Source organism: Sphingopyxis sp. CCNWLW2 (assembly GCF_037095755.1).
Classification (GTDB): domain Bacteria; phylum Pseudomonadota; class Alphaproteobacteria; order Sphingomonadales; family Sphingomonadaceae; genus Sphingopyxis.
Genome location: NZ_JBAWKJ010000001.1, coordinates 2,108,697 through 2,130,061, shown reverse-complemented (window position 1 = coordinate 2,130,061; position 21,365 = coordinate 2,108,697). Strand labels below are relative to the sequence as shown.

The window sequence follows — 21,365 nt, the reverse complement described above, 5'->3', positions numbered from 1 at the left end:
GGAAAAACCTATGGCAAAGATGGCGGCATCGCACCCGGGCGCACTCCGGCTCCGGGGCTTCGCCGGGATATTCGGCGGCATCGCGCTCGCCTGGCTCGCGGCACGCGTGATACGCAGGCGGGCCGGGCCGGCGAAGGCCGACCGCCATTCGGCTGCCTTTCGCGACCGCGAGACCGATGCCGAAAATTTCGATCAGACACGATCGGCCGGCCCCGACGCGATGCGCGACGGGATCCGCCGGCCATGGGAGGCGATCGATCAGGCCATCGATGAGTCCTTTCCGGCGAGCGACCCGCCGGCAACTTACGGATCCGGGAACGTCCGCCCCTCAGGCGAGGTGGCGAAGTAGGTCGTCGATCGAGGCGATCGCGAAACCGATCGCGCTGTCCGATATGCCGAACGGAATGAAAAGCTCGTCGCCGACGCGCATCGCGCCGCAGGTATAGACGACATTGGGCACATAGCCTTCGCGATCACTCTCGGCGGCGGCGAGGATCGGGCAGGACGTGCGCCCGAGGACGCGCGATGGGTCGTCGCGATCGAGGAGCGCCGCCCCCAGGCTGTATTTGCGCATCGCCCCGACGCCATGGGTGAGGAGAAGCCAACCCGCATCGCACTCGATCGGGCTTCCGCAATTTCCCATCTGGATGAATTCCCAGGGAAATTCGGGGCGCATCAGGATCGCCCCTTCCTCGTCCCAGCACGTCAGCGTGTCGGACGCGAGCAGGGTGATATTCTTGCCGTCCTGCCGCCCGATCATCAGATAGCGTCCGTCGATCTTGCGCGGGAACAGCGCCATGCCCTTGTGCCGCGCGGCCCGTCCGGTGAGCGGCGCGAGGCTGAAGCTTGTGAAGTCGCGGGTGCGCAGCAGTTCGGAGCGGATCGCCTGCCCCGAATAGGCGGTGTAGGTTCCGATATATTCGGTGCTGCCATCGTCGTGAACGAAGCGCACGAGGCGAAGGTCCTCGAGCCCGTTACGCTGCGCCTCGGTCACGGGAAAAAGGACGCTGTTCGAGATCGCGCTGTCGGGCTGGCGGTGCACGGTCACGGCATCGTCGGGACCGATATGATGGCGGTCGTCGGCAACCGCCGCCATCGCCGGCCCCGATTGCGGCCAGAGATGGAAATCGCCGCCGGGGCCGATGATGCCCTCTCGAAAGGCCACCGAGCTGATATGCCCCTCGCCCACCGCGCGCATCGACATCAGGAAGCGCTGCTGGTGCGCGGCGAGCCCCGTCTGGTCGGGATGCGGCACGACGCTCGGGTTCATCAGCGCCGCCGCAGCATAACTATATTCGTGGCAGAAATAGGCACCGATCAGGCGCCGCTTGACCGGCGAGACGCTGCTCACGGCAAGCGCCAGATCCTCGGCGATCTCGGCGAAGCGTTCGTCGAAAATTTTGCCGATCTGCCAGTGCCGCTCGGAAAAATCCTTCCAGATCAGCCCAAGCTCGAGCTCCGCCTGATCCTCGTCGAGCGCGACGACGTCGGCGACGAGTTGCGCGGCGCGCGGCGGTTCGGAAACATTCGACGCCCAAGCGAGGTGGAAGGGTCGCAAGACGACCCGCGCGGGATCGGCGCTGAGCTTTTCATTGAGTATGTGCAGCGGCGACTGGTCGGGTCTGCAGATCAGCATCGATAAGGCCCGCCTTTTCGTTGATCCCCGCCTGCCAGAATAGGTCGTCCATCGCGTGATAGGCAAGGTGAAATGCCAGCACCGACTCGGCGCCGACATTCGTATTGACGCCCCGCGGGGTCAGTCCGTCGCAGCAGCGCCCGGTCGCGGCGTTCGCGAGCGCGAGCGACCGGTCGTTGTCGCCGTGGAACCAGCGCCAGGCCATATCGGCGCGCGCGCTCCAGCGCGGCAGACCGGTCGAGGCGAAAGCCTCGCCGCAAGCGGCAATCGTCGCCCACGCCTCCAGCGGCTGCTGGTCGAAGGGCAAGGTTTCGCCGGCGAGACCGAAACCCTCGGACCCCGCCTGGCGGAACCATCCGCCCGCGCCCGTCTGGCGGTCGCAAAGCCAGTCGAGCGCCGCAAGCCCCGCCTCTTCGAGGGGGAGCGAGCGCAGCCGGAGACCAGCGCGCATCAGCGCCTCGGCGAGCCGGGCATTGTCATAGGCAAGCCCGGCTTCGAACCAGTCCCACCCGGGGCGGCGCGAAGATTTCCAGAGCGTGTGGAGAAACGCGCCGCCGCGCTCGATCAGCGCGCGCGCATCGGCATGCGCAGGGTGACGCTGAAGCAATTCGTCGGCGCCGAGCATCGCGAACGCGATCGCGCGCGGGCTCCGGAAATCCCCAGCCATCGCGGCGGTGCGCCCGAACCATTCGAGCCCCCAGTCGGCGAGCCCCGAAAGCGGCGCACGGCCGGCACAATGGCCAAGCACCCAGAGCGCCCGCCCGTTGCTGTCCTCCGACCCCTCCGCCTCGAGCCATTGGCGGTCATAGCCCATGAAGTTGCGGAAGCGGCCGTTCGCGGGATTCCACGCATGCTGGACAAAGCTCGCATAGCGCAAGGCGAGCGCTTCGTTTTTGGCGAAGGCTTTGGACCCGAGGCTGTTGAGGAGCATCAGCGCGCGCGCATTGTCATCGATGCAATAGCCGTGGGCGCGATCGGGGACGATACCGAAGCCATGCTGGAAGATCCCCACCCCGTCGCTCATCGCGCGGATCGCGCCGAGCGACGGCGGTGCGCGCTCCTCCTTGATGGCCGCCGCCGGGGTAAGCTGGCCGAGCAGCGCGGTATATTGCCGGGCGATTTCGGGCCAGGCGGTGCGCCGTCCGCGCCTATAGGCCCGGTGCTGGAGGGCGCGGCGCTCCTCCGGGACCGAGAGAAGGAGGAGCACCGCCTCTGCGATCGCGTCGCTGTCACCCTGCGGCACCAATATGCCGACATCGTCCGCCAAAAGCTCGCGGGCGTGAACGAAGGGTGTCGAGACGACCGCGCGTCCGAGCGCGACGGCATAGGCGAGCGTGCCCGACGTAATCTGGGCGAGATTGGGATAGGGCGCGAGATAGATATCGCACAGCTCGATCTGGTCGAGCAGTTCCTCCGTCTCGAGGAAACGGTTCTCCCAGGCGATATTATCCTTCACTCCTAGGCTTTCGGCGAGCGTCTTGAGGCTCTCGCGGTACGCCTCGCCTTCGGACGCGAGGAGGTTGGGATGGGTCGCGCCGACGATGCGATAGAGGATGCCGGGATATTGCGCGGCAATGACCGGCAAGGCGCGGATCGCGGTTTCGAGCCCCTTGCCGGGACCGAGGAGCCCGAACGTCGAAAGGACGGGCCGCTCCGCGAGCCCGAGCGCCGCACGCAGCGGCGGCGACGCGGTGAAGGGCCGGTCGGGCGTCCCATGTTCGATCAGGACGACCGAAGCGGGTTCGGCGCCATAGATGTCAATCAGCGTCCGGCGCCCGAATTCGCTCATCACCACCAGCCGCGACGCGCGCGCGACGAGCCGCCCGATCACGCGCCGCTGCGCGTCGCTCGGTTCGGCGAGCACGGTGTGCAGCGTGACAATCAACGGCGCTGCGATGCGATCGACCAGTTCGAGAACCAAGTCGCCCGCGGGTCCCCCAAAGATGCCGAATTCATGCTGGAGCCAGACCGCCGCCGCGGCGCTGCGGTTGATCGCCGCTGCAGCGGCTCGATAGGAGGCGGAACTGTCGTCGTCGATCGAGCAGGTGATCGCGGCGTCGCTGACTTGCACATGCGAGGAACGCATCGCGTAGACATCGACCGCGAGGCCCGCGCCCGTCGCCATGAGATGATCGTAGACATCGGCGGTGAAGGTCGCGATCCCGCACTGGCGCGGTCGGAAACAACCGATCAGCGCGATCCGCTTTCGCGCCTGCGGCGGCAATTTTGCGGAGATTTCGCGGAGGAGATCGTCGCCTGAAACGTCTGAAAGAGAAAGGACTTCCGGATCACATTTCATTGCGACGCCTTTTCTGATTTCCCCCTCAATCGAACTGGACTCGGTGCCCCCCGACCGCTTGGAGAAGCGGCAAGCACATCATCACAACCCCATCAACGCCTGCACCGCGTCACAAGTTGCGCCGCGCCGTCGCGGGACAAAGGCGTTCCGGCCCGGTCCACGAGATCGCGCCCGTCGCCGCTTTTCGAGCCTTTTCCTCGCGCCGCAGATTCGACCGGTGACGGAAGCCGTCCGGTCGATATGGACTTTAACGGCTCGCCAGGACGAAATCGTCGGCATGCCGTTTCAGATCGCCGAGCGCGATCCCGGGGCGATAGAGCGCGCCGCCCAGCCCGAAGCCCGTCGCCCCCGAAGCGCGCCAAAGCGCCAATTTATCGGGGGTGATGCCGCCCGTGACGATCACGGGGACATCCGGCGGCAAGACCGTTTTCAGCGCTTTCAAGATTTGGGGGGACGAGGCTTCGGCCGGGAAATATTTCAGCGCCGTCGCCCCGGCCGCATGCGCCGCGAACGCTTCCGACGGGGTGAGGAAACCCGGAACCGACGCGAGGCCCGCTTCCACGGTCGCGGCGATGACGGCGGCGTCGGTGTTCGGTGACACGATGAGCCGCCCGCCCGCCGCGGCGACGTCAGTCACCTGGCTGCACGACAACACCGTCCCCGCGCCGACGACCGCCCGATCGCCGACCGCGCCAGCCAGTATCGCGATGCTGCGCAGTGGGTCGGGCGAATTCAGCGGGACTTCGATGAGGGTAAACCCCGAATCCACAAGCACCTCGCCCGCCGCCGCCGCCTCTTCCGGCCGGATTCCCCTGAGAATGGCGATAAGCGGGCATTGCGCCAGCGCCGAAGCGAAATCCATCATAGCTCCTTCCAGATTCGGGTGATGCCGGCGACAAAGGCGGCATGGCTATCGACGAGGATCGCCGAGCCGCCCAGTTCCTCGATCGCGCAGCGGTAAAGCCCGCCAAGATGGGCATCGGCAAGCACATGCACCGGCTCCGACGGGTCGGTGAGGCGCGCGCGGACGTCGCTGCCGATAAGCAATCCGCTGGTAAAAGACGCGCTTTGCTCGAGCGGCAGCGACCCGAGCAGGCGGGCCGCGCGGACGGAGAAGAGCAGCGACAGCAGATCCTGCCCGTGCGCCTGACGGACGCCCGCCAGGAACCCCTCGTTCGGTCCGACATCGCCGTCGAGCAGATCGGCCAGCAGGCTGTGCTGCTTGAGCAGCGCGAATAATTCACCGGTCATCGTCGTGGTGAAATCGACGAGGCGGCCGTCCGCGACCCGCGCCCATTTGCAATGGGTGCCGGGCTGGCAGAGCATCGCTTCGTCGGGCACCAGCCCCGCCTCGAGCGCGCCGAGAAACTGGACCTCTTCGCCGCGCATCACGTCGGCGCGGCTGTCGTCGAGGCGGCACACGCCGGGGACGATCGCGGTGCGCCGCGCGTCGATCCACTGCGTGCCGCGCGCGATGGCGGCAAAATCGGCGGGCGCCGGCACATAGGGAATTTCGTGCCAGCCGCGCTTCGATCCGACCATGCCGGCGCACAGCATCGGGACATCGCCAAAGCGCGCGCGAATACCCGCCGCCTCGGCATCGAAACTGCCCGGCGCAATCGCCAGCACGCCGCGGTCGTCGCGCTCGGTTTCGATCACCGCGCCGCCCGCGTCGATGCTGTACACGCGGCGGTTGGTGGTGCCCCAGTCTATGGCGAGAAAATGTCCGTCCATGCGCCCGTCCGACCTACCACCAGGTCGCATAGAGCGCGATCAGGATCGCGATGACCGCGCCGCTTGCCACGTTGAAACTGGTCGTCGTGCGGAAACTGACGCCTTCGGCCGTGATGCGGTCCTTGTCGGCGGTGGCCGGCATCAGCAGCGACAGGCCCACCGCCAGCGCGAGCGCGATCAGGAATACGATCCCCATGCGATCCATGAACGGGATCGAAGGCGCGAGCAGCTTGAACAGATAGGAGAAACCGACCGACGCCACCGCCGCGGCGATCGCGCCCGCCTCGCTTGCGCGCTTCCAGAACAGGCCGAGCAGGAAGATCACCGTGATGCCGGGAGTGAAGAAGCCCGAAAACTCCTGGATGAACTGGAACGCCTGATCCGAACCGCCGAGCAAGGGGCGCGCCGTGATCAGCGCGAGCAATGTCGCGACCACGGCGACCACGCGCCCGACGAGCACCAGTTTCTTCTCGCCCGCCTCGCTCCGTTCGCCGGCATGCGCGGGCGAGAATTTGGCATAAAGATCGAGCGTGAAGATCGTCGCGATCGAATTGATCTTCGACGCGGTCGACGCCACCACCGCGGCCATCAGCGCCGCAAAGACCAGCCCCAATATGCCCGCGGGCAGCAGCCGCATCATCGTCGGATAGGCTTCGTCGGGTTTCGCGAGGTCGGGCGCAAGCATCACCGCGGCGATCCCCGGCAGCACGACGATCACCGGCATCAGCAGCTTGAGAAAGGCCGCGAACACGATGCCCTTTTGCGCCTCTGCCAAGCTCTTCGCCGCGAGCGCGCGCTGGATGATATATTGGTTGAACCCCCAATAGGACAGGTTCGCGATCCACATTCCGCCGATCAGCACCGAGATGCCGGGCAGATCTTTGTAGAAGGGATTGTCCGAAGTCAGGATCATGTCGAAGTGCCCGGGCAGTTCGCTGGTCAGGCGGCTGAAGCCGCCGATCAGCCCCGCGTCACCGCCGATTTCGCTGAGCGTGATGCCCGAGATGAGCAGACCGCCGAGAACGAGCAAGGTGACCTGGACGATGTCGGTGAGCGCGACCGCCTTCAGCCCCCCGTAGAGCTGGTAAAGCAGCGCAAAGCCGCCGAGCGCGAACAGCGCGACATCCTGATCGACCCCTGCCACCTTGTTGACCGCGATCGACCCCAGCCAGACGATCGATGTGAGGTTCACGAAGATGTAGAGCGCGAGCCAGAAAATCGCCATTAGCGTGCGGATGTTGGTGCCGTAGCGCTGTTCGAGGAACTGCGGCATCGTGAAAATCTCGTTGCGGATGAAAATCGGCAGGAAAAATTTGCCGACGATCAGCAAGGTGAGCGCCGCCATCCATTCATAGGAGGCGATCGCCAGACCGATCGCATAGCCCGATCCCGACATGCCGACGATCTGCTCGGCCGAAATATTGGCGGCGATCAGCGACGCGCCGATCGCCCACCAGGGCAGATTCTTCGACGCGAGGAAATAGTCGGCGCTGTCCTTGGCCTTGCCGCCCTTTTCGCGGCTGACCCACTGCGCGAGCCCAAAAATCCCGATCGCATATGCGACGATCACCATCACATCGAGCGTCGTCAGCGTCATATTCGGCATCCCCTTTCCCGCGGTGTCCCGCAAACGCCGCGCCGAAAAAGCGCGATCGTCTATTTATACGATTTATAGGACTTTATATTTATATGATCTATGCCACTTGTCTAGAGCCTAGCTGCGGGCGATACAAAGTGCGAGTGAGCCCGCGAGGGACGGGATACCGCGAAGCGCCTTTTCCGGCGGTGCGGGCAAGAGAGGGAAAAGCGTGCAACCAGGCGATCCGGCGGAACTGCGAACCCGATTGGGACGCAACCTCACCTATGGCCTCCTCGATGCGCTGGGCCGCGCGATCGTCATCGGCGCTTACGAAGACGAGCCCTTTCCCACCGAGGCCGAGCTGGCGAAGCAGCATGGCGTCAGCCGGCAGGTGACGCGCGAGGCAGTGAAGATGCTGACCGCCAAGGGCCTGCTCAGCGCGCGCCCGCGCCAGGGCACGATCGTCCAGCCCGCGACGACGTGGAACCTGTTCGACACCGACGTCCTGCGCTGGCTTCTTGAACGCAAATTTTCGGTCGACCTGCTGCGCCAGTTCAACCAGCTGCGCGTCGCGATCGAGCCCGAGGCGGCGGCGCTCGCCGCCGCCAATGCGAGCGATGCCGAGCTCGAGCCGATCCTTGCCGGACTCCGGCGGATGGAAGCGGCGGAGCGCGGACTCGACGATACGCTCGACGCCGACATCGCCTTTCACGTCGCGATCCTGCGCGCGTCGGGCAACCCCTTTTTCGTCCAGTTCCGCGACGTCGTGACCACGGCGCTCCGCAGTTCGATCCGCTTCACGAACCGTATCAAGGGCCGTTCGGCGAGTGTCGCCGACCATGCGGCGGTCAGCGAGGCGATCGTACGCCGCAATCCCGACCGCGCGCGCAAGGCGATGAAGAAGATCATCGGCGACGTCCTCGACCTCATCGAAACGAGCGAAGACTAGTCGGTCATGGCGATCGGCAGGATCGCCCCGTCGGACGCGTAACGGACGGGCTCAACGGCTATACGGCGCTTGCCCTGCAACGGCGCGCTTTTGTCGCGCGTCGGCCAGCGGTGATAAACGATCAGCCAGTCGCCGCTGGCGGGGTCGCGAACGAAGCTGTGGTGTCCGGGGCCTTGATAGGCCGCATCGGACTGCAGCAGTACACCGCGATAGCGCCAGGGGCCGGCGGGCGAAGGGCCGGTCGCATAATGGACCGAATAGCCCGCGCTGTTCCAGGCGCCGTGGCTGTAGGAAAGATAATAGATGCCGGCGCGTTCGTGCATGAAGGCGCCCTCGGTAAAATGCGGCGGCTGTTCGGTCGCGACCTCGTCGACGATCGAAAGCAGGTCGTCCGCCAGCCGATAGATGCGAAGGCGCGATCCGGCGCTGCCGCCGGCGTAGAGGTAAAAACGGCCGCTCGCGGGATCGCGGAATATCATCGGGTCGATCGCCTCGAACCCCGCATCGCCCGTGAGCAGCGGGCGGCCCGAGTCCGCGAACGGGCCCTCCGGCCGATCGGCGACCGCGACGCCGATCCGGCTGGGCGTCGGGTTTTGCGGACCGACCGAATAGAAGAGATAGTAGCGACCGTTCGCCGCGATCAGCGCCGGTGCCCAAAGATGGTGGCGAGGCGCGCCGTCATCGTCGATCCAACCGATCGCGTCACGGCGCAGGATGACGCCGCGAAACCGCCAATGCCGCAGATCGCGCGTCGTCCAGGCCGACAGCCGGTCTCCTCCGCCGCCGTCGGTCGGATAGATCCATAGTTCGTCGCCGATCGCCACCGCATGCGGGTCGGCCCCGGCAAGCGATTGCGGCCCCGAAAGCTCGGCGGGCGTGACCGGACCGGGCAGCGAAATCGCTACCGCGGCCGCCCACGCCCACCGACGGCGGGAGGATATCATCAGAAGCGCGCGCGCAGGCTCGCTCCATAGAAGCTGTCGTCGACGCGGATGTCGTGCGGGAAGCCCGGCGTGTGGAAATAGCTGTAATATTTGCTCTTGAGGACGTTCACGCCGTCAACGCTGAGCGCCAGATTCTCGTTGATGTCATAGCTGACCGAGAAATCGAGCCGGCCGTTCGCCTTGACGCGGTTGAACTTCGCGCCGTCGCCCGGCACCAGCAAGCCGCCGCCGAACAGGCCCTCGTTGAACTTGCCGCGCCAGGTGTAAACGACGCGCGCGGTGAAGCCGTATTTCTCGTACAGGCCGCCGATATTATAGCTATATTTCGACACGCCGAGCAGCGGTTCGCCGACGAGCGGATCGGTCGGGGTCTTGATCTTGCTGTCGGCAAAGGTGAAGTTTCCGAACATGCCGAGCCCGTCGAGCCCTTCGGGCAGGAAATCGAAGAACATCTGTCCGCTGACTTCCACACCCTTCAACTGGGCACCGCCCAAGTTGCGCGGACGCGAGATATTATAGGTGATGCCGTCGATAACCTCGGGCTCGACGCCGATCGCGACGCGATCCTTGATCTCGCGGTAGTAAACGGCGGCCGAAACATAGCTCGACGGGCCGAAATAATATTCCGCGGTCGCATCCCACGCTTCCGATTTCTGCGACCGCAAATCCGGATTCCCGCCATTGCCGTTGGGGCGGATATTGGCGTTGTTCGGCACTTGATAGAAAAGGCCGGGGTTGAGATCGCCGAACGCCGGGCGCGACAGCGTCTTGGCATAGGTCGCACGGAGCTGGAGTTCGGGCGTCAGCTTCAGCCGGACGCTGGCGTTCGGCAGGAAGTCGGTTTCGGTGCTCGACCGCCGGACAGGCGTCAGCACGCCGCTCACCCGGCCCGTCCCTTGCAGGTCCCGGTCGTTCGTTACCCAGCGCACCCCGACAAGGCCGTCGACCAGCATGTCACCGCCAAGGTCGGCGGCATATTTGATCTGCGCATAGCCCGACATCGTCTTTTCGTTCGCGCGGTAGCTGCGCGACGGGTCCGGCGCCGGGTCGCCCGTCGGCGCGCCATAGAGCTGGCGCAGGAGGTCGGTGTTTTCGCGCAGGAAGTCGGGATCGGGAGTGTACCAGTTCGCCCCGTTGTTGATGAACGGGATCGACGCCGGCGACAGGATCAGGAAATCGGAAGGCAGCCCGACCGAATTGACCTGCGTGACACGGTTGCCGCCGGGCGCGGCGGGGCCGCCGGCAAAGCCTTCGAACGACGCCTTGCGGTCCGCATAGCGAAAGCCGAGCTGGATCTGGTCGATGAAGCTTTCGACGTCGTAGCTGAAGTCGGTCCGCCACGCCTTCAGCGAGCTTTTCGAGGTGTTGATGTCCTGGAACAGGCTGTTCGCAAAGCGGAAATCATTGGGATCGCTCAGCGGATCGCCCGTCATCACGGTCGTGCCATGCCCATTGTCGTTGATGGTGACATTCACCGCGGGGATCGTCTTGCCGATATCGACGATGATGTTGCGCGCCTTGAACGTCGTGTCGAAATAGGAAAGATCGGTGTCGAAATGAATGCGGTCATTATCATACCGCATGCCGCCCGCGATCAGCCATTGGTCGGTCTTGTCGCGCTTGGCCTGGGTGCTCGTCAGGCCGGGGACATTGTTGAAGGTCGCGCTTTCGCCAAGGCACAGATTCTGGTTGGTCCCGCCATTTCGGGTCGGGAAGCCCCCGCCGTCGACCTGCGCCGTGAAACATTCGTCGCCCGCGACGGCGTTGGTGATGTTTTGCGCCGCGAAGATATCGGAGAAGATGAAATTGGTGGCGAAGCGCGAGCGATAGCCGCTGTAGAGACCATCGACATACAGCTCGAGTTCGGGGGTCGGTTTCCACTGGAGCGCAAGATTGGCCTGCGGGCGGCGATAGCCGCCGGTGTCGGTCAGCCCGCCGACGCAGGTCGGCAGTACGATCCCCGCGGCGCCCGGAGGGCCGTTGGAGCCCGAGCGCGGATCGCAGTTGAACGAGATCGGCCGGTTGAAATTCTGATCCGAGTAGGAAATGTTGAGGAGCGCACCGAACTCGCCGTCGCCGACATTCCAGTGGCCGCTGATCAGTCCGCCGACCGTATAGCTGAACTTGTCGACTTCCTTGCCATAGCTGCCGCGCGCGTTGAGCGCGACGCTGACGCCTTCCTTGAAGTTGAACGGCTTCTGCAGCTTGAGGTTGATGACACCGGCCACTCCGCCTTCGAGCAGGTTGGCCGAGTTCGATTTATAAACCTCGGCCCCCGCCAGCGCCTCGGCGGGCAGGTCCTGAAAGGCGAAGCCGCGGCCGACCCCGGTGAAGATCTCGCGCCCGTCGAGCGTCGTCAAAATATCGCCGATGCCGCGGACGAGCGGGCTGACGACCTCGTTGTTGAAGCCGTTGACGGTCTGGATGCCGGGAACGCGTTGCAGAGCGGCCGCCACGGTGGAGTCGGGGAATTTGCCGATGTCGTCGGCGACGATCGCCTCGACCACCTGGTCCGAATTGCGCTTGATGTTGCGAGCCGCCTGCAGGCTGGCGCGCTGGCCGGTCACGACGATTTCGCGATCGGTCGCCGCGGTGTCTTCGCTGGCCACGCTGCCAGTTTCGACTTGCTCGTCCGACGTCTGCGCCGCGGCGGACGCCGATGCGAGCAAGGCCGCCATCGACGCACTCGTAAACATGAACAATCTGGTCTTCATCGGTCGTCTCCCCATAGAGCTGCCAGGTGGTGTTTCACCCGATCTTGTTGATTTGAAATATCTTATTTGTAATACAAATTATTTAAGCACAAAAAATTGAAGGATCGGACGCGCGCTATTTTGTGGGCACGACACCCTTCGGCGCGGCGGTCAGCCGCTTGATCAGGTCGACTTCAGCCTGGCGATACGGCGTGCCGTCGCTGCGCAGAACCTCGTGGAACCAGATCGTCGGCTCATCGCCGGTATAGGGCTTTTTCCAGCTATCCCACGGCAACCGCGTCTGCGACTTGCCATCGACAAAGCCCCAGTTGATCATCGCGACGCCATATTTCTTGCCCAGCGGCAGCGAGCCGTCGAAGGTCGATCCATTGCCGCGCGCCATATATTCGGTGCACAGCAGCGGGCGGCCATAGACCTGAAGCTGCTTGACGCGGCGTTCGAACGTCTCGGGCCAATTATAGTCGTGGAAGGAAATGACGTCGGACTGCGCGACCTGAATTTTCTCGACCGCATCGAGCTTGTTCACGTCCGACCATTCGTCGCCGATCCACAGCCCGCTGGTCAGCGGCTGTTTCGGCTTCGCGCTGCGCGCCCAGTCGAAGACCTGGCCGAGCAGGCCGGCAACCATCGCCTTCTTGTTCGGCGTCGGTTTGTAATTGCCGCCGCCGTCATTGTTCGGCTCGTTCCAGACGTCCCAGGCGAGGACGCGGTCGTCGTTCGCGAAACGGCCGACGACGTCCTTCACATAGGCTTCGAGCTTGCCGTGCTGCGATTTGTCGGCAAGCCGCGCGGCGCCCGGCGCCTGCATCCAGCCGCTGTTGTGGACGCCGGGGATCGGCGGATGCTGCGGGCCCGCAACGGGGTTCGGGTCCCAGCAGCTGTCGAAGAGCACGAATATCGGCTTGATCTTGTGCTTCGCCGCAATGGCGAGGAACTGGTCCATCCGCTGCTTCAGCCCCTCGGGGTCGTTCTCCCAGAGCAGATTGTGCAGATAGACGCGCATCGTGTTCATGCCCATCGCCGACGCCCAACCGAGCTCCTTGTCGATCGTTGCGGGATCGAAGGTCTCTGCCTGCCACATCTCGAACTGGTTGATCGCGGTGGCGGGGTTGTAATTGGCGCCGACGAGCCAGGGCTGTGCCTCGTACCAGCTGTGCGCCTGCGCCTTGGTCCAGCGTTCGGCGGCATGCACGGGCGATATCAGGAACAGCGCGGCGCAGACGAGCGCCATCAACGTACGAAGCATCTCACTCTCCGAAAAAGAGACGGTAAACCATCTTGTTTATATAGGTTTCGCCCGGGGCCAGCCGAGCCGAGCCCAGCGCGGGCTGGTTCGGCGTGTCCGGAAAAATCTGGGGCTCGAGCACGATCGCATCGCCTTGGCGATAGAGTCTGCCCGCCTTGCCGACGACGGTGCCGTCGAGGAAGTTGCCCGAATAAAATTGCACGCCGGGCTGGTTCGACCACAGCTCGAAGCCGCGGCCCGAAACGGGCTCTTCGACCCGGGCGAGCTGGCGCAGCGTCTTCGACACGGTCTTCGCGACGACGAAATTATGATCATAGCCCTTGCCGGTCACGATTTGCGGATCGCTCGCGTCGCGCACCCGTTCGCCGACCGCGTGCGGCTTGGTGAAATCGAACACCGTGCCCGCGACGGGCTGGAATATGCCGGTCGGGATCAGCGTTTCGTCGACCGGGGTATAGGCCGCTGCGAGGATGGTCAGCACATGCCCCATCGCCCCCTGCCCTGACCCTTCGCCGGCGAGATTCCAATAACCGTGGTTGGTGATGTTGACGATCGTCGGCTTGTCGGTCGTCGCGCGATATTCGATGCCGAGCTCATTCTTCTCGTTGAGCGAATAGGTCGCCAGCACGGTAAGCTTGCCCGGATAGCCCTGGTCGCCGTCGGGGCTGACATAGCGCAGCGTGACCGAGGCCGTGTCGCCCTTCTTTACCTCGACAACTTCCCACAACACCTTGTCGAAACCGGCGGTACCGCCATGCAGCGAATTGCCGATATTGTTGACCGGGGTCTGATACTGTTTGCCGTCGAGGCTGAACTTGCCCTTCGCGATGCGGTTGGCGAAGCGCCCGACGGTCGCACCGAAATATTCGGATTTGGCGAGATAGCCGTCGATCGTCGGATAGCCGAGCTGGACGTCGGCGACCTTGCCCTGCTTGTCGGGCATCATCAGCGCCTGGATCGCGGCGCCCCAGCTGATGATCGTCGCCGAGACGCCCTTGGCGTTGGTCAGCGTCACCGCCTCGACCTGCCGTCCGTCGGGAAGGGCGCCAAAGGGCTTTCGCTGCGTTTCCGCCGCGCCCGCGGGGGCAAGGGCCATCGCCCAGCCGGCCGCCCCGATTGCGAGCGATGCCGCAAGCTTCGCCTTCATTGTGATCTCTCCCTGTTCATGGTCTATCACGCACCCTTTTGCGAGTAAAGCCGTTTAATATGATAATTAACTTGCGAACTGCCGTGGAGCGAAACCCCGGACGCCGGCATCGACCTCGAACAAGGCACCGGCGTGCGGGGACTCGCCGTCGTCCTCGGCGGCCGAGGTGACGAACAGGCGGCCCAAATCGGCGCCCGCGAAGGCGCAACTGGTGAGCTGCGACGCGGGCAGCGCGATGCTGCGGTCGAGGCTGGCGTCAGGCGCATAGCGCTCGATGCGGCCGGCGCCCCAGAGCGCGATCCATAGCCCGCCTTCGGCATCGAAGGTCATGCCGTCGGGGGTGCCGTCGCTATCGGCGAAATCGAGGAAAATGATGCGATCGTGCAGGCTGCCGTCGTCGGCGATGCGGTAGCGATAGACGTGCCCCAGCTTGCTGTCGGTATGGAACAGATGCTCGCCGCCGGGCATCAGCGCGGGGCCGTTCGCGATCGTGTAGCCGGTATCGACGCGGGTGACGCGGCGATCGGGATCGAGCCGGTAGAGGCTTCCGCTCGCGCCCTCGCAATCGAACGGCATCGTCCCCGCCCATATGCGCCCCGCGTCGTCGGCCTTGGCGTCGTTCATCCGGTTCGCGGGCAGGTCGGGCTCGGGGTCGTGAAACGGCGCCACCGTGAAGGGATCGAGCCGCAGCTCGGCGAAACCGCTTTGCAAACCGGCGATGAAACCATCGCCCGGCGCGCGTTCAATCACCCAGCCGATCGGCTCGGCGAGCGTCCAGCGGGTCACGTCCCCGCCCGCGAGGTCAAGCCGATTAAGCGCGCAGCCGAGGATGTCGACCCAATAGAGCGCATTGTCGCGCGGCGACCACAAAGGCCCCTCACCCAGCCGGTCGCGCGTATCCCTCTCGACGATCGCGAAAGCGCTCAATGGCTGTCCCTCGGCAGGCCGGCATTTTGGGCGAGGCGCTGAAATTTGGTCGCATCCTCCAGCGCGGCGCCGCTGTCGAACTGACCGACGAGCTGACGCTGAATCTCCTGCCACGGGGTCTGCGAAGCCGGATAGGCATAGCCGCCCGCCTGTTCGAGTCTGCTCCGCCGAGCGGCAAGCTCGGCGTCGTCGACCAGCATGTCGGCGGTGCGGCGGACCAGATCGACGCGAATGATGTCGCCCGTCGCCAGCAGCGCCAGCCCGCCGCCGCCGGCCGCCTCGGGCGATGCGTTCAGGATCGAGGGACTGCCCGACGTGCCCGACTGCCGCCCGTCGCCGATGCAGGGCAAGGTGTGGACCCCCCGCTTGATGAGCGCGACGGGGGGCTGCATGTTCACGACTTCGGCGCCGCCCGGATAGCCGATCGGCCCGGCGCCGCGAATGACAAGAATGCAGTCCTCGTCGATGCCGAGCGCCGGATCGTCGATGCGCGCGTGATAATCCTCGGGCCCGTCAAAAACGATCGCACGGCCTTCGAAGACATTCGGCCGTTCGGGGTCCGACAGATAGCGGGTGCGGAAGGCGTCGGAGATCACACTCGCCTTCATCACCGCCGAATCGAACAGATTGCCGCTCAGCACCATCAACCCGGCATCCTCGCGAAGCGGCGACTCAAACGGCCGGATCACCGCCGCGTCCTGCGTCACGGCTTCGCCGCAATTCTCGGCGAGCGTGCGGCCGTTGGCGGTCAGCACATTCCCGTCGAGCAGCCCCTGGCGCAGCAGTTCGCCGATCACCGCCGGAACGCCGCCGGCGCGATAGAAATCCTCGCCCAGATATTCGCCCGCGGGCTGCAGGTTGACGAGCAGCGGAACATCCTCGCCCTCGCGCTGCCAGTCGTCCATCGTCAGTTCGACCCCGATATGCCGCGCGATCGCATTGAGATGGATCGGCGCATTCGTCGAACCGCCGAGCGCGGCGTTGACCTTGATCGCGTTGAGGAACGCGGCACGGGTCAGGATGTCGGAGGGCTTGCGATCGGCGTGGACCATCTCGACGATCGTGCGGCCGGTCTGCCACGCGCATTCCTGGCGGTCGCGATAGGGCGCGGGGATCGCCGCCGATCCCGGCAACGCCATGCCCAGCGCTTCGGCCAGGCTGTTCATCGTCGTCGCGGTGCCCATCGTGTTGCAATAGCCGGTCGAAGGCGCCGAGGAGGCGACGAGTTCGACAAAGCCCTTATAGTCGATCTCGCCCGCCGCGAGCATCTCGCGCGCTTTCCACACGATCGTGCCCGACCCGGTGCGCTGTCCCTTGTACCAGCCGTTGATCATCGGCCCCACCGACAGCGCGGCCGCGGGGATATTCACCGTCGCCGCAGCCATCAGGCACGCCGGGGTCGTCTTGTCGCAGCCGATGGTGAGGACGACGCCGTCGAGCGGATAGCCATAAAGCGTCTCGACGAGACCGAGATAGGCGAGATTGCGGTCGAGTCCCGCCGTCGGCCGCTTGCCCGTTTCCTGAATGGGGTGCACCGGAAATTCGATCGGGATGCCGCCCGCGTCGCGGATCCCCTGCTTCACCCGATCGGCGAGGATGATGTGATGGCGGTTGCACGGCACAAGGTCGCTGCCCGTTTGCGCGATCCCGATGATCGGCCGGTTCGACTGCAGCTCCTCGAGCGACAGGCCATAGTTCAGATAGCGCTCGACATAGAGCGCGGTCATGTCGGGATTGTCGGGATTGTCGAACCACGACCGCGACCTGAGTGCCGGCCGCTTCGATCCGCCATCTTGCTTGTCGTCCGTCACATTATTTCCTGACTTGATTCAATATCATTTGAAGGCCGCGACCAGCTTGTCATACTGCGCCTTGCTGATCTCGATCATCGATCCGTGCCGTGCGCCCGCGGGCACCGCATAGCGGTTCCATTCGGTCACGCCGCTGTTCCCCGACATCTGGAACCAAGGCCCCTCGAGCCGCGGCGCCTTCGAGACGCCATAGCTGGTGCCGGCATATTGCTCGTAATAGAGCAGCCAGTCGGCGCCGTTCGGGGCGCGGATGATCGTCGGCGCCTCGCGGAAATTGGGGCTGAGCGCCGGGCCGGGGGTCGGATAGGGGCCGGACATGTCCTTTGCGCAGGTGATGCGGACGGTCTTGCCCGTCGTCCAGGCGTAGGAGGGGTAACGCTCGTCCTTCAGGATCGCGCAATAGCCGCCTTCGGGGTTCGGCTGGATGACCGTATCGATCGTCGCCATCTCCCATTCGAACAGGCGCCGCGGCGGCCCGGCAAAGCTTTTGAGGTCGGGCGACAGGACGTAAAGCGTGCGCTGGCTTTCCCAATAGCGCTCGGGGTCGCTCGCCGACCCCGGCACGGTCGGCGTGTGCCAGCTCAGCAGGAAGCGCTTCGACGGCTTGTCGAAATAAAGCTTGGGCGCGCCGATGCGCTGGAGCGGATTGGCGAGGCCGACCGCGGACTGCAGATCGGGCTGATAGGTGCCATAGGGCGTCCAGGTCACTAGGTCGTCCGACACCCAGAAGCGGATCAGCGGGTCCTCGTCGCTCTTGTTGCCGACCAGATAATAGCGCCCGTCGGCCCCCTGTGCGATCGAAGCGTGGCCGTGATAATCCTTCGACACCGGCTTTCCACCATTGAGCTCGGTCCAATAGAGACCGTCGCGGCTGACCGAATAATAGAGGATGCCATAATGACCGGTCTTCATATGCGCGAACAGATAGGCCTTGTCCGGATGGACATAGGTGTCGGGCGCCGAGGCCGGCTGCGTGTTATCCTGCGCCAGCGCCGGCGCCATCAGGGCGGCGAGCGCGAAGCAAGCCATCGACAGTCTGCGAAGCGGCATAAACTCTCCCCTGTGCGGACCTTGCGCGGCCCCTTGCATAAGCTCTAATCTCGTATAAGCAGATATATATGATAAATAAAGAGGACGCGATGGACGAGAGGAAAGATTTTTCGAGGGCGCGCGAAGGCGCGGAAATCCGCCTCGCGCTGGTCGGTATCGGCAAGATCGCACGCGACCAGCACCTGCCGGCGATCGCGGCCGATCCGCGCTACCGGCTGGTCGCGACCGCGAGCCGCAACGATTCGGTCGATGGCGTGCCCGGCTATCGCAACCTCGACGAACTGCTCGCCGCCGGTGTCCAGCTCGACGCCGTGTCGCTGTGCACCCCGCCCGAAGGACGAGCCGATATCGCGCGCCGCGCGATCGATGCCGGCCTGCACGTGATGCTCGAAAAGCCGCCCGGCGTCACCGCCGACGAAGTGCACGCGCTGGCGCGCCATGCGGCGGCAAAAGGCGTCACGCTGTTCGCGTCCTGGCACTCGCGCGAAGCCGCCGCGGTCGACACCGCGCGCGACTGGCTGTCGGGCCGCTCCGTAACCGGCGGGCGGATCATATGGAAGGAGGACATTCGCCAGTGGCACCCTGGGCAGGAGTGGATTCTCGAGCGTGCGGGCATGGGCGTCTTCGATCCCGCGATCAACGCGCTCTCGATCCTGACCCGCATCCTGCCGGCACGCTTCGAGGTCGAGACCGCGGCCCTCGACATTCCAGGCAACCGGTCGGCCGCGATCGCCGCCGCCTGCACGCTGCGCAGCGCCGAAGGCTATAAGATCGAAGCCGATCTCGATTTCCTGTTCACCGGCGCGCCGCGCTGGGACATCGAAATTGCAACCGATGCCGGGCAATTGACCCTGCGCGACGGCGGCGCCACCGTCGAGCTACCCGGCGCCGCGCCGCATAGCGGCGAAAATCGCGAATATCCCCGCCTCTATAGCCGTTTCCACGCGCTGGTCGAAGCCGGCGAAATCGATGCCGACACCGCGCCGCTCGAACTCGTCGAACAAACATATGACCTCGGCACGCGCCGCAGTGCGCCGCCGTTTGAATTTTGAGAGGAAACCGGCAGGAGATTCGTGATCCCGAACGATAGCGAAGCCCTCGATCGGCGAACCCTCCTGAGACTGGCCGGCGGGGCGGCGCTGGCGATGGGAGCGCCGCGCGCGCTTGCCGCAAACCCCGCGCCAACCGATGTCGAGCAAATCTGGCCGGGCCGCGAACTTGTCCGGCTCTGGCCCGGCGCGGCGCCGGGCACGCCTTCGCGCCTGCCGCCGTTCAAGATCGAGGACCGCGGCACCCCCTCCTTCCTCAACCGCGTTGTGAGCGGGATTTCCGATCCCGCGATGTTCGTCTGCCGTCCCGCCAGACCGAATGGCACGGCGATATTGCTGATGCCCGGCGGCGGTTATGGGGTCGAATATGTCGACAACGACGGCCTGCGCGAGGCCGACTATTGGACGGCCCGGGGCATTACTGCCTTCATCCTCGTCTATCGCCTGCCCGGCGAAGGCTGGGTCCGGCATTCGGATGTGCCGTTGCAGGATGCACAGCGCGCGCTGCGGCTGATTCGCGCCCGCGCCGACGATTATCGCGTTGCTTCCGACCGGATCATGCTCCTCGGCTCGTCGGCGGGCGGCCACCTCGCGGGATCGCTTGCAACGCGTTTCGGCGAAGACGTCTATTCCCCTGTGGATGCCGCCGACCGACAATCGGCGCGGCCCGATCTGGCGGCGTTGCTCTATCCCGTCATCTCGATGCAGGCCGACATCACGCATTCCGGTTCGCGTGCGGCGCTGATCGGCGCGGCCGCGCCCTTGTCGCTTGTCGATCGATATTCGGTCGACCGCCGCATTACGGACGATACCCCACCGATGTTCCTCGTCGCGGCAGGCGATGACGACATCGTGCCGGTCGAAAACAGCATTCTCGCTTATCGGGCGATGCTCGCGCAAGGGCGCAGCGTATCGATGCACCTATTCGAAACCGGCGGGCATGGTTTCGGTCCGAACCTGCCCACCGCGAGTCCCGCGTCACGCTGGCCCGACCTGCTTCTGGCCTTTGCCGCCGCCCACGGGCTTCTGGGATGATGCCGGTGCCGGACGCGCCTAGCGCTCGCGGCCACCCGACGGCACCGGAAGCCTTTTTCCTATGGCGACGGGCTTGTCGAATTCGGGCCAGCCCGCGTCAGTCCAACCGAAACGCTGGATATGCGGGGCCCGTTTTGCGGTGCAGCCCATGCCCGCGGCCGGATTGGCATGATAGATGATCCAGTTCTCCCGGCCGTCGGGCGACCGGAAAAAGCCGTTATGCCCGGTCGCATAAACGCCATTGGCGCTTTTGAAGACGGGCTGCGGCGACTTGCTCCACGCGGCGGTGTCGAGCGGATCGGCACCCGGCGGCGCGCGGAGCAGCCCCAGCGAATAATCGTCCGACCAACAGGCGCTGGCCGAATAGGTCAGGAACAGGTCGCCCTTCGGGCCCGCCAGGAATTCGGGACCTTCGACGATCTGCCGCCCGCCCTGCCGTTCCCATGCGTGATCGGGCCGCGCGATCACCGCCTCGCGTCCCTTTAGCGTCCAGGGATTCGCCATCTCGGCGATCGCGATGGCGCTGTCGGGTCCGATATAGGGCGAATAGACGAAATAGCGTTTGCCGCCGTGATCGAAGACGGTGCCGTCGATCCCGGCGTGCGCCGTGTTGACGCGGCCGCGATCGATCCATTTGCCGCGCATCGGATCGGTGTCCGCGTTTTCCAGGACAAAGACCGCGCGATGATCGTCGTCGGTGAAACCGCTGGCGGTCGCGGAATAATAGAGGAACCATTTCCCATCGATGCGATGCAGTTCGGGCGCCCATATCGAATGCGCGTTCGCCCCCTCCTTCGGCGGCGTCCAGACGGTCACCGGCTCGACCTCGCCCAGCCTCGCGACATTGTCGGTCCGCCACAGCGCGATCCGGTCGCCGAGCGTATGGGTGTAATAATAATATCCGCCGTGCTGCAGGATCCACGGATCGGGACCCGAGGGAAGCAGCGGGTTGACGAAGGTGGCGACACTCGCCTCCTCAGCCGCCGCAGGCGATGCCAGACCGCCGATTGCCGCGACAGCAACACCCCACGCGACCCGCCGGACGAAACGGCGCGCAAGACGGTTGGCCGAGCCCGAAAAAAGCATGCGCCTCTCCTCATTGTTCTGATCATTATTTATAATATAAGTATGATCAAGTTGGCAACCGGCGACTTGGGCGCGTATGCGTGGATGCGTTCTGGCCGGTAGCGGCCTGTCAGCTTTCACTCGGATATTGTGAGCGCGGCCGGCCAATCACGTAAGGAT

17 protein-coding genes are annotated in these 21,365 nt (G+C 64.9%); 4 read left to right on the top strand and 13 right to left on the bottom strand.

Annotation, left to right across the window (positions count from 1 at the left end; translation table 11 throughout):
• The first annotated feature begins 10 nt into the window (after positions 1–10).
• Positions 11–349, top strand: coding sequence for a hypothetical protein (locus tag V8J55_RS10170; protein ID WP_336445482.1), 339 nt, complete (start codon positions 11–13; stop codon positions 347–349).
• On the opposite strand, the gene V8J55_RS10165 is transcribed toward V8J55_RS10170, so the two are convergent.
• From V8J55_RS10165 to V8J55_RS10145, 5 genes are all read right to left on the bottom strand, one after another.
• Positions 329–1,636 carry a glycoside hydrolase family 130 protein gene (locus V8J55_RS10165; RefSeq protein WP_336445481.1) on the bottom strand — a complete coding sequence of 436 codons (1,308 nt, stop codon included), beginning with the start codon at positions 1,634–1,636 and terminating at the stop codon, positions 329–331. The genes V8J55_RS10170 and V8J55_RS10165 overlap by 21 nt on opposite strands.
• Entirely contained in the window at positions 1,590–3,935 is a 2,346-nt protein-coding gene (locus V8J55_RS10160) for a glycosyltransferase family 4 protein (protein ID WP_336445480.1), read from the bottom strand. Before V8J55_RS10160 ends, V8J55_RS10165 begins: the two co-directional genes overlap by 47 nt.
• A gap of 247 nt (positions 3,936–4,182) precedes the next feature.
• Positions 4,183–4,800 carry a 2-dehydro-3-deoxy-6-phosphogalactonate aldolase gene (locus V8J55_RS10155; protein ID WP_336445479.1) on the bottom strand — a complete coding sequence of 206 codons (618 nt, stop codon included), beginning with the start codon at positions 4,798–4,800 and terminating at the stop codon, positions 4,183–4,185.
• Entirely contained in the window at positions 4,797–5,669 is an 873-nt protein-coding gene (locus V8J55_RS10150) for a 2-dehydro-3-deoxygalactonokinase (protein ID WP_336445478.1), read from the bottom strand. The genes V8J55_RS10155 and V8J55_RS10150 overlap by 4 nt, the downstream gene beginning before the upstream one ends.
• A 13-nt stretch (positions 5,670–5,682) precedes the next feature.
• Positions 5,683–7,266 (bottom strand): sodium/sugar symporter, encoded by a 1,584-nt coding sequence (locus V8J55_RS10145; protein WP_336445733.1) that lies wholly within the window; start codon positions 7,264–7,266, stop codon positions 5,683–5,685.
• Positions 7,267–7,477: 211 nt separating this feature from the next.
• Here V8J55_RS10145 and V8J55_RS10140 point away from each other — a divergent pair, with 211 nt between their 5' ends.
• Positions 7,478–8,197: a FadR/GntR family transcriptional regulator gene (locus V8J55_RS10140; RefSeq protein WP_336445477.1), complete on the top strand. Its 720-nt coding sequence runs from the start codon at positions 7,478–7,480 to the stop codon at positions 8,195–8,197.
• Here the strand turns inward: V8J55_RS10140 and V8J55_RS10135 are convergent.
• From V8J55_RS10135 to V8J55_RS10105, 7 genes are all read right to left on the bottom strand, one after another.
• Positions 8,194–9,141: a family 43 glycosylhydrolase gene (locus V8J55_RS10135; protein ID WP_336445476.1), complete on the bottom strand. Its 948-nt coding sequence runs from the start codon at positions 9,139–9,141 to the stop codon at positions 8,194–8,196. The genes V8J55_RS10140 and V8J55_RS10135 overlap by 4 nt on opposite strands.
• The gene (locus V8J55_RS10130; protein WP_336445475.1) at positions 9,141–11,855 is read right to left on the bottom strand and encodes a TonB-dependent receptor; all 2,715 of its coding nucleotides are present in this window, start codon (positions 11,853–11,855) and stop codon (positions 9,141–9,143) included. Before V8J55_RS10130 ends, V8J55_RS10135 begins: the two co-directional genes overlap by 1 nt.
• A 115-nt stretch (positions 11,856–11,970) precedes the next feature.
• Entirely contained in the window at positions 11,971–13,101 is a 1,131-nt protein-coding gene (locus V8J55_RS10125) for an endo-1,4-beta-xylanase (protein ID WP_336445474.1), read from the bottom strand.
• A 1-nt stretch (position 13,102) separates the two neighbouring features.
• Entirely contained in the window at positions 13,103–14,248 is a 1,146-nt protein-coding gene (locus tag V8J55_RS10120; protein WP_336445473.1) for an aldose epimerase family protein, read from the bottom strand.
• 66 nt (positions 14,249–14,314) lie between these two features.
• Entirely contained in the window at positions 14,315–15,175 is an 861-nt protein-coding gene (locus tag V8J55_RS10115; protein ID WP_336445472.1) for an SMP-30/gluconolactonase/LRE family protein, read from the bottom strand.
• Complete coding sequence (locus V8J55_RS10110; protein ID WP_443030816.1) at positions 15,172–16,902, bottom strand: IlvD/Edd family dehydratase; 1,731 nt, start codon at positions 16,900–16,902, stop codon at positions 15,172–15,174. Before V8J55_RS10110 ends, V8J55_RS10115 begins: the two co-directional genes overlap by 4 nt.
• 108 nt (positions 16,903–17,010) lie before the next feature.
• Positions 17,011–18,036: a glycosyl hydrolase family 43 gene (locus V8J55_RS10105; RefSeq protein WP_443030801.1), complete on the bottom strand. Its 1,026-nt coding sequence runs from the start codon at positions 18,034–18,036 to the stop codon at positions 17,011–17,013.
• A gap of 89 nt (positions 18,037–18,125) precedes the next feature.
• Here V8J55_RS10105 and V8J55_RS10100 point away from each other — a divergent pair, with 89 nt between their 5' ends.
• Together V8J55_RS10100 and V8J55_RS10095 are read left to right on the top strand one after the other, a co-directional pair.
• Positions 18,126–19,088, top strand: a complete 963-nt coding sequence (locus tag V8J55_RS10100) for a Gfo/Idh/MocA family protein (protein ID WP_336445731.1) — start codon at positions 18,126–18,128, stop codon at positions 19,086–19,088.
• 21 nt (positions 19,089–19,109) lie between these two features.
• Positions 19,110–20,120 (top strand): alpha/beta hydrolase, encoded by a 1,011-nt coding sequence (locus V8J55_RS10095; RefSeq protein WP_336445470.1) that lies wholly within the window; start codon positions 19,110–19,112, stop codon positions 20,118–20,120.
• An 18-nt stretch (positions 20,121–20,138) separates the two neighbouring features.
• Here V8J55_RS10095 and V8J55_RS10090 read toward each other — a convergent pair whose 3' ends face one another.
• Positions 20,139–21,206 (bottom strand): glycoside hydrolase family 43 protein, encoded by a 1,068-nt coding sequence (locus V8J55_RS10090; RefSeq protein WP_336445469.1) that lies wholly within the window; start codon positions 21,204–21,206, stop codon positions 20,139–20,141.
• Positions 21,207–21,365: the final 159 nt, after the last annotated feature.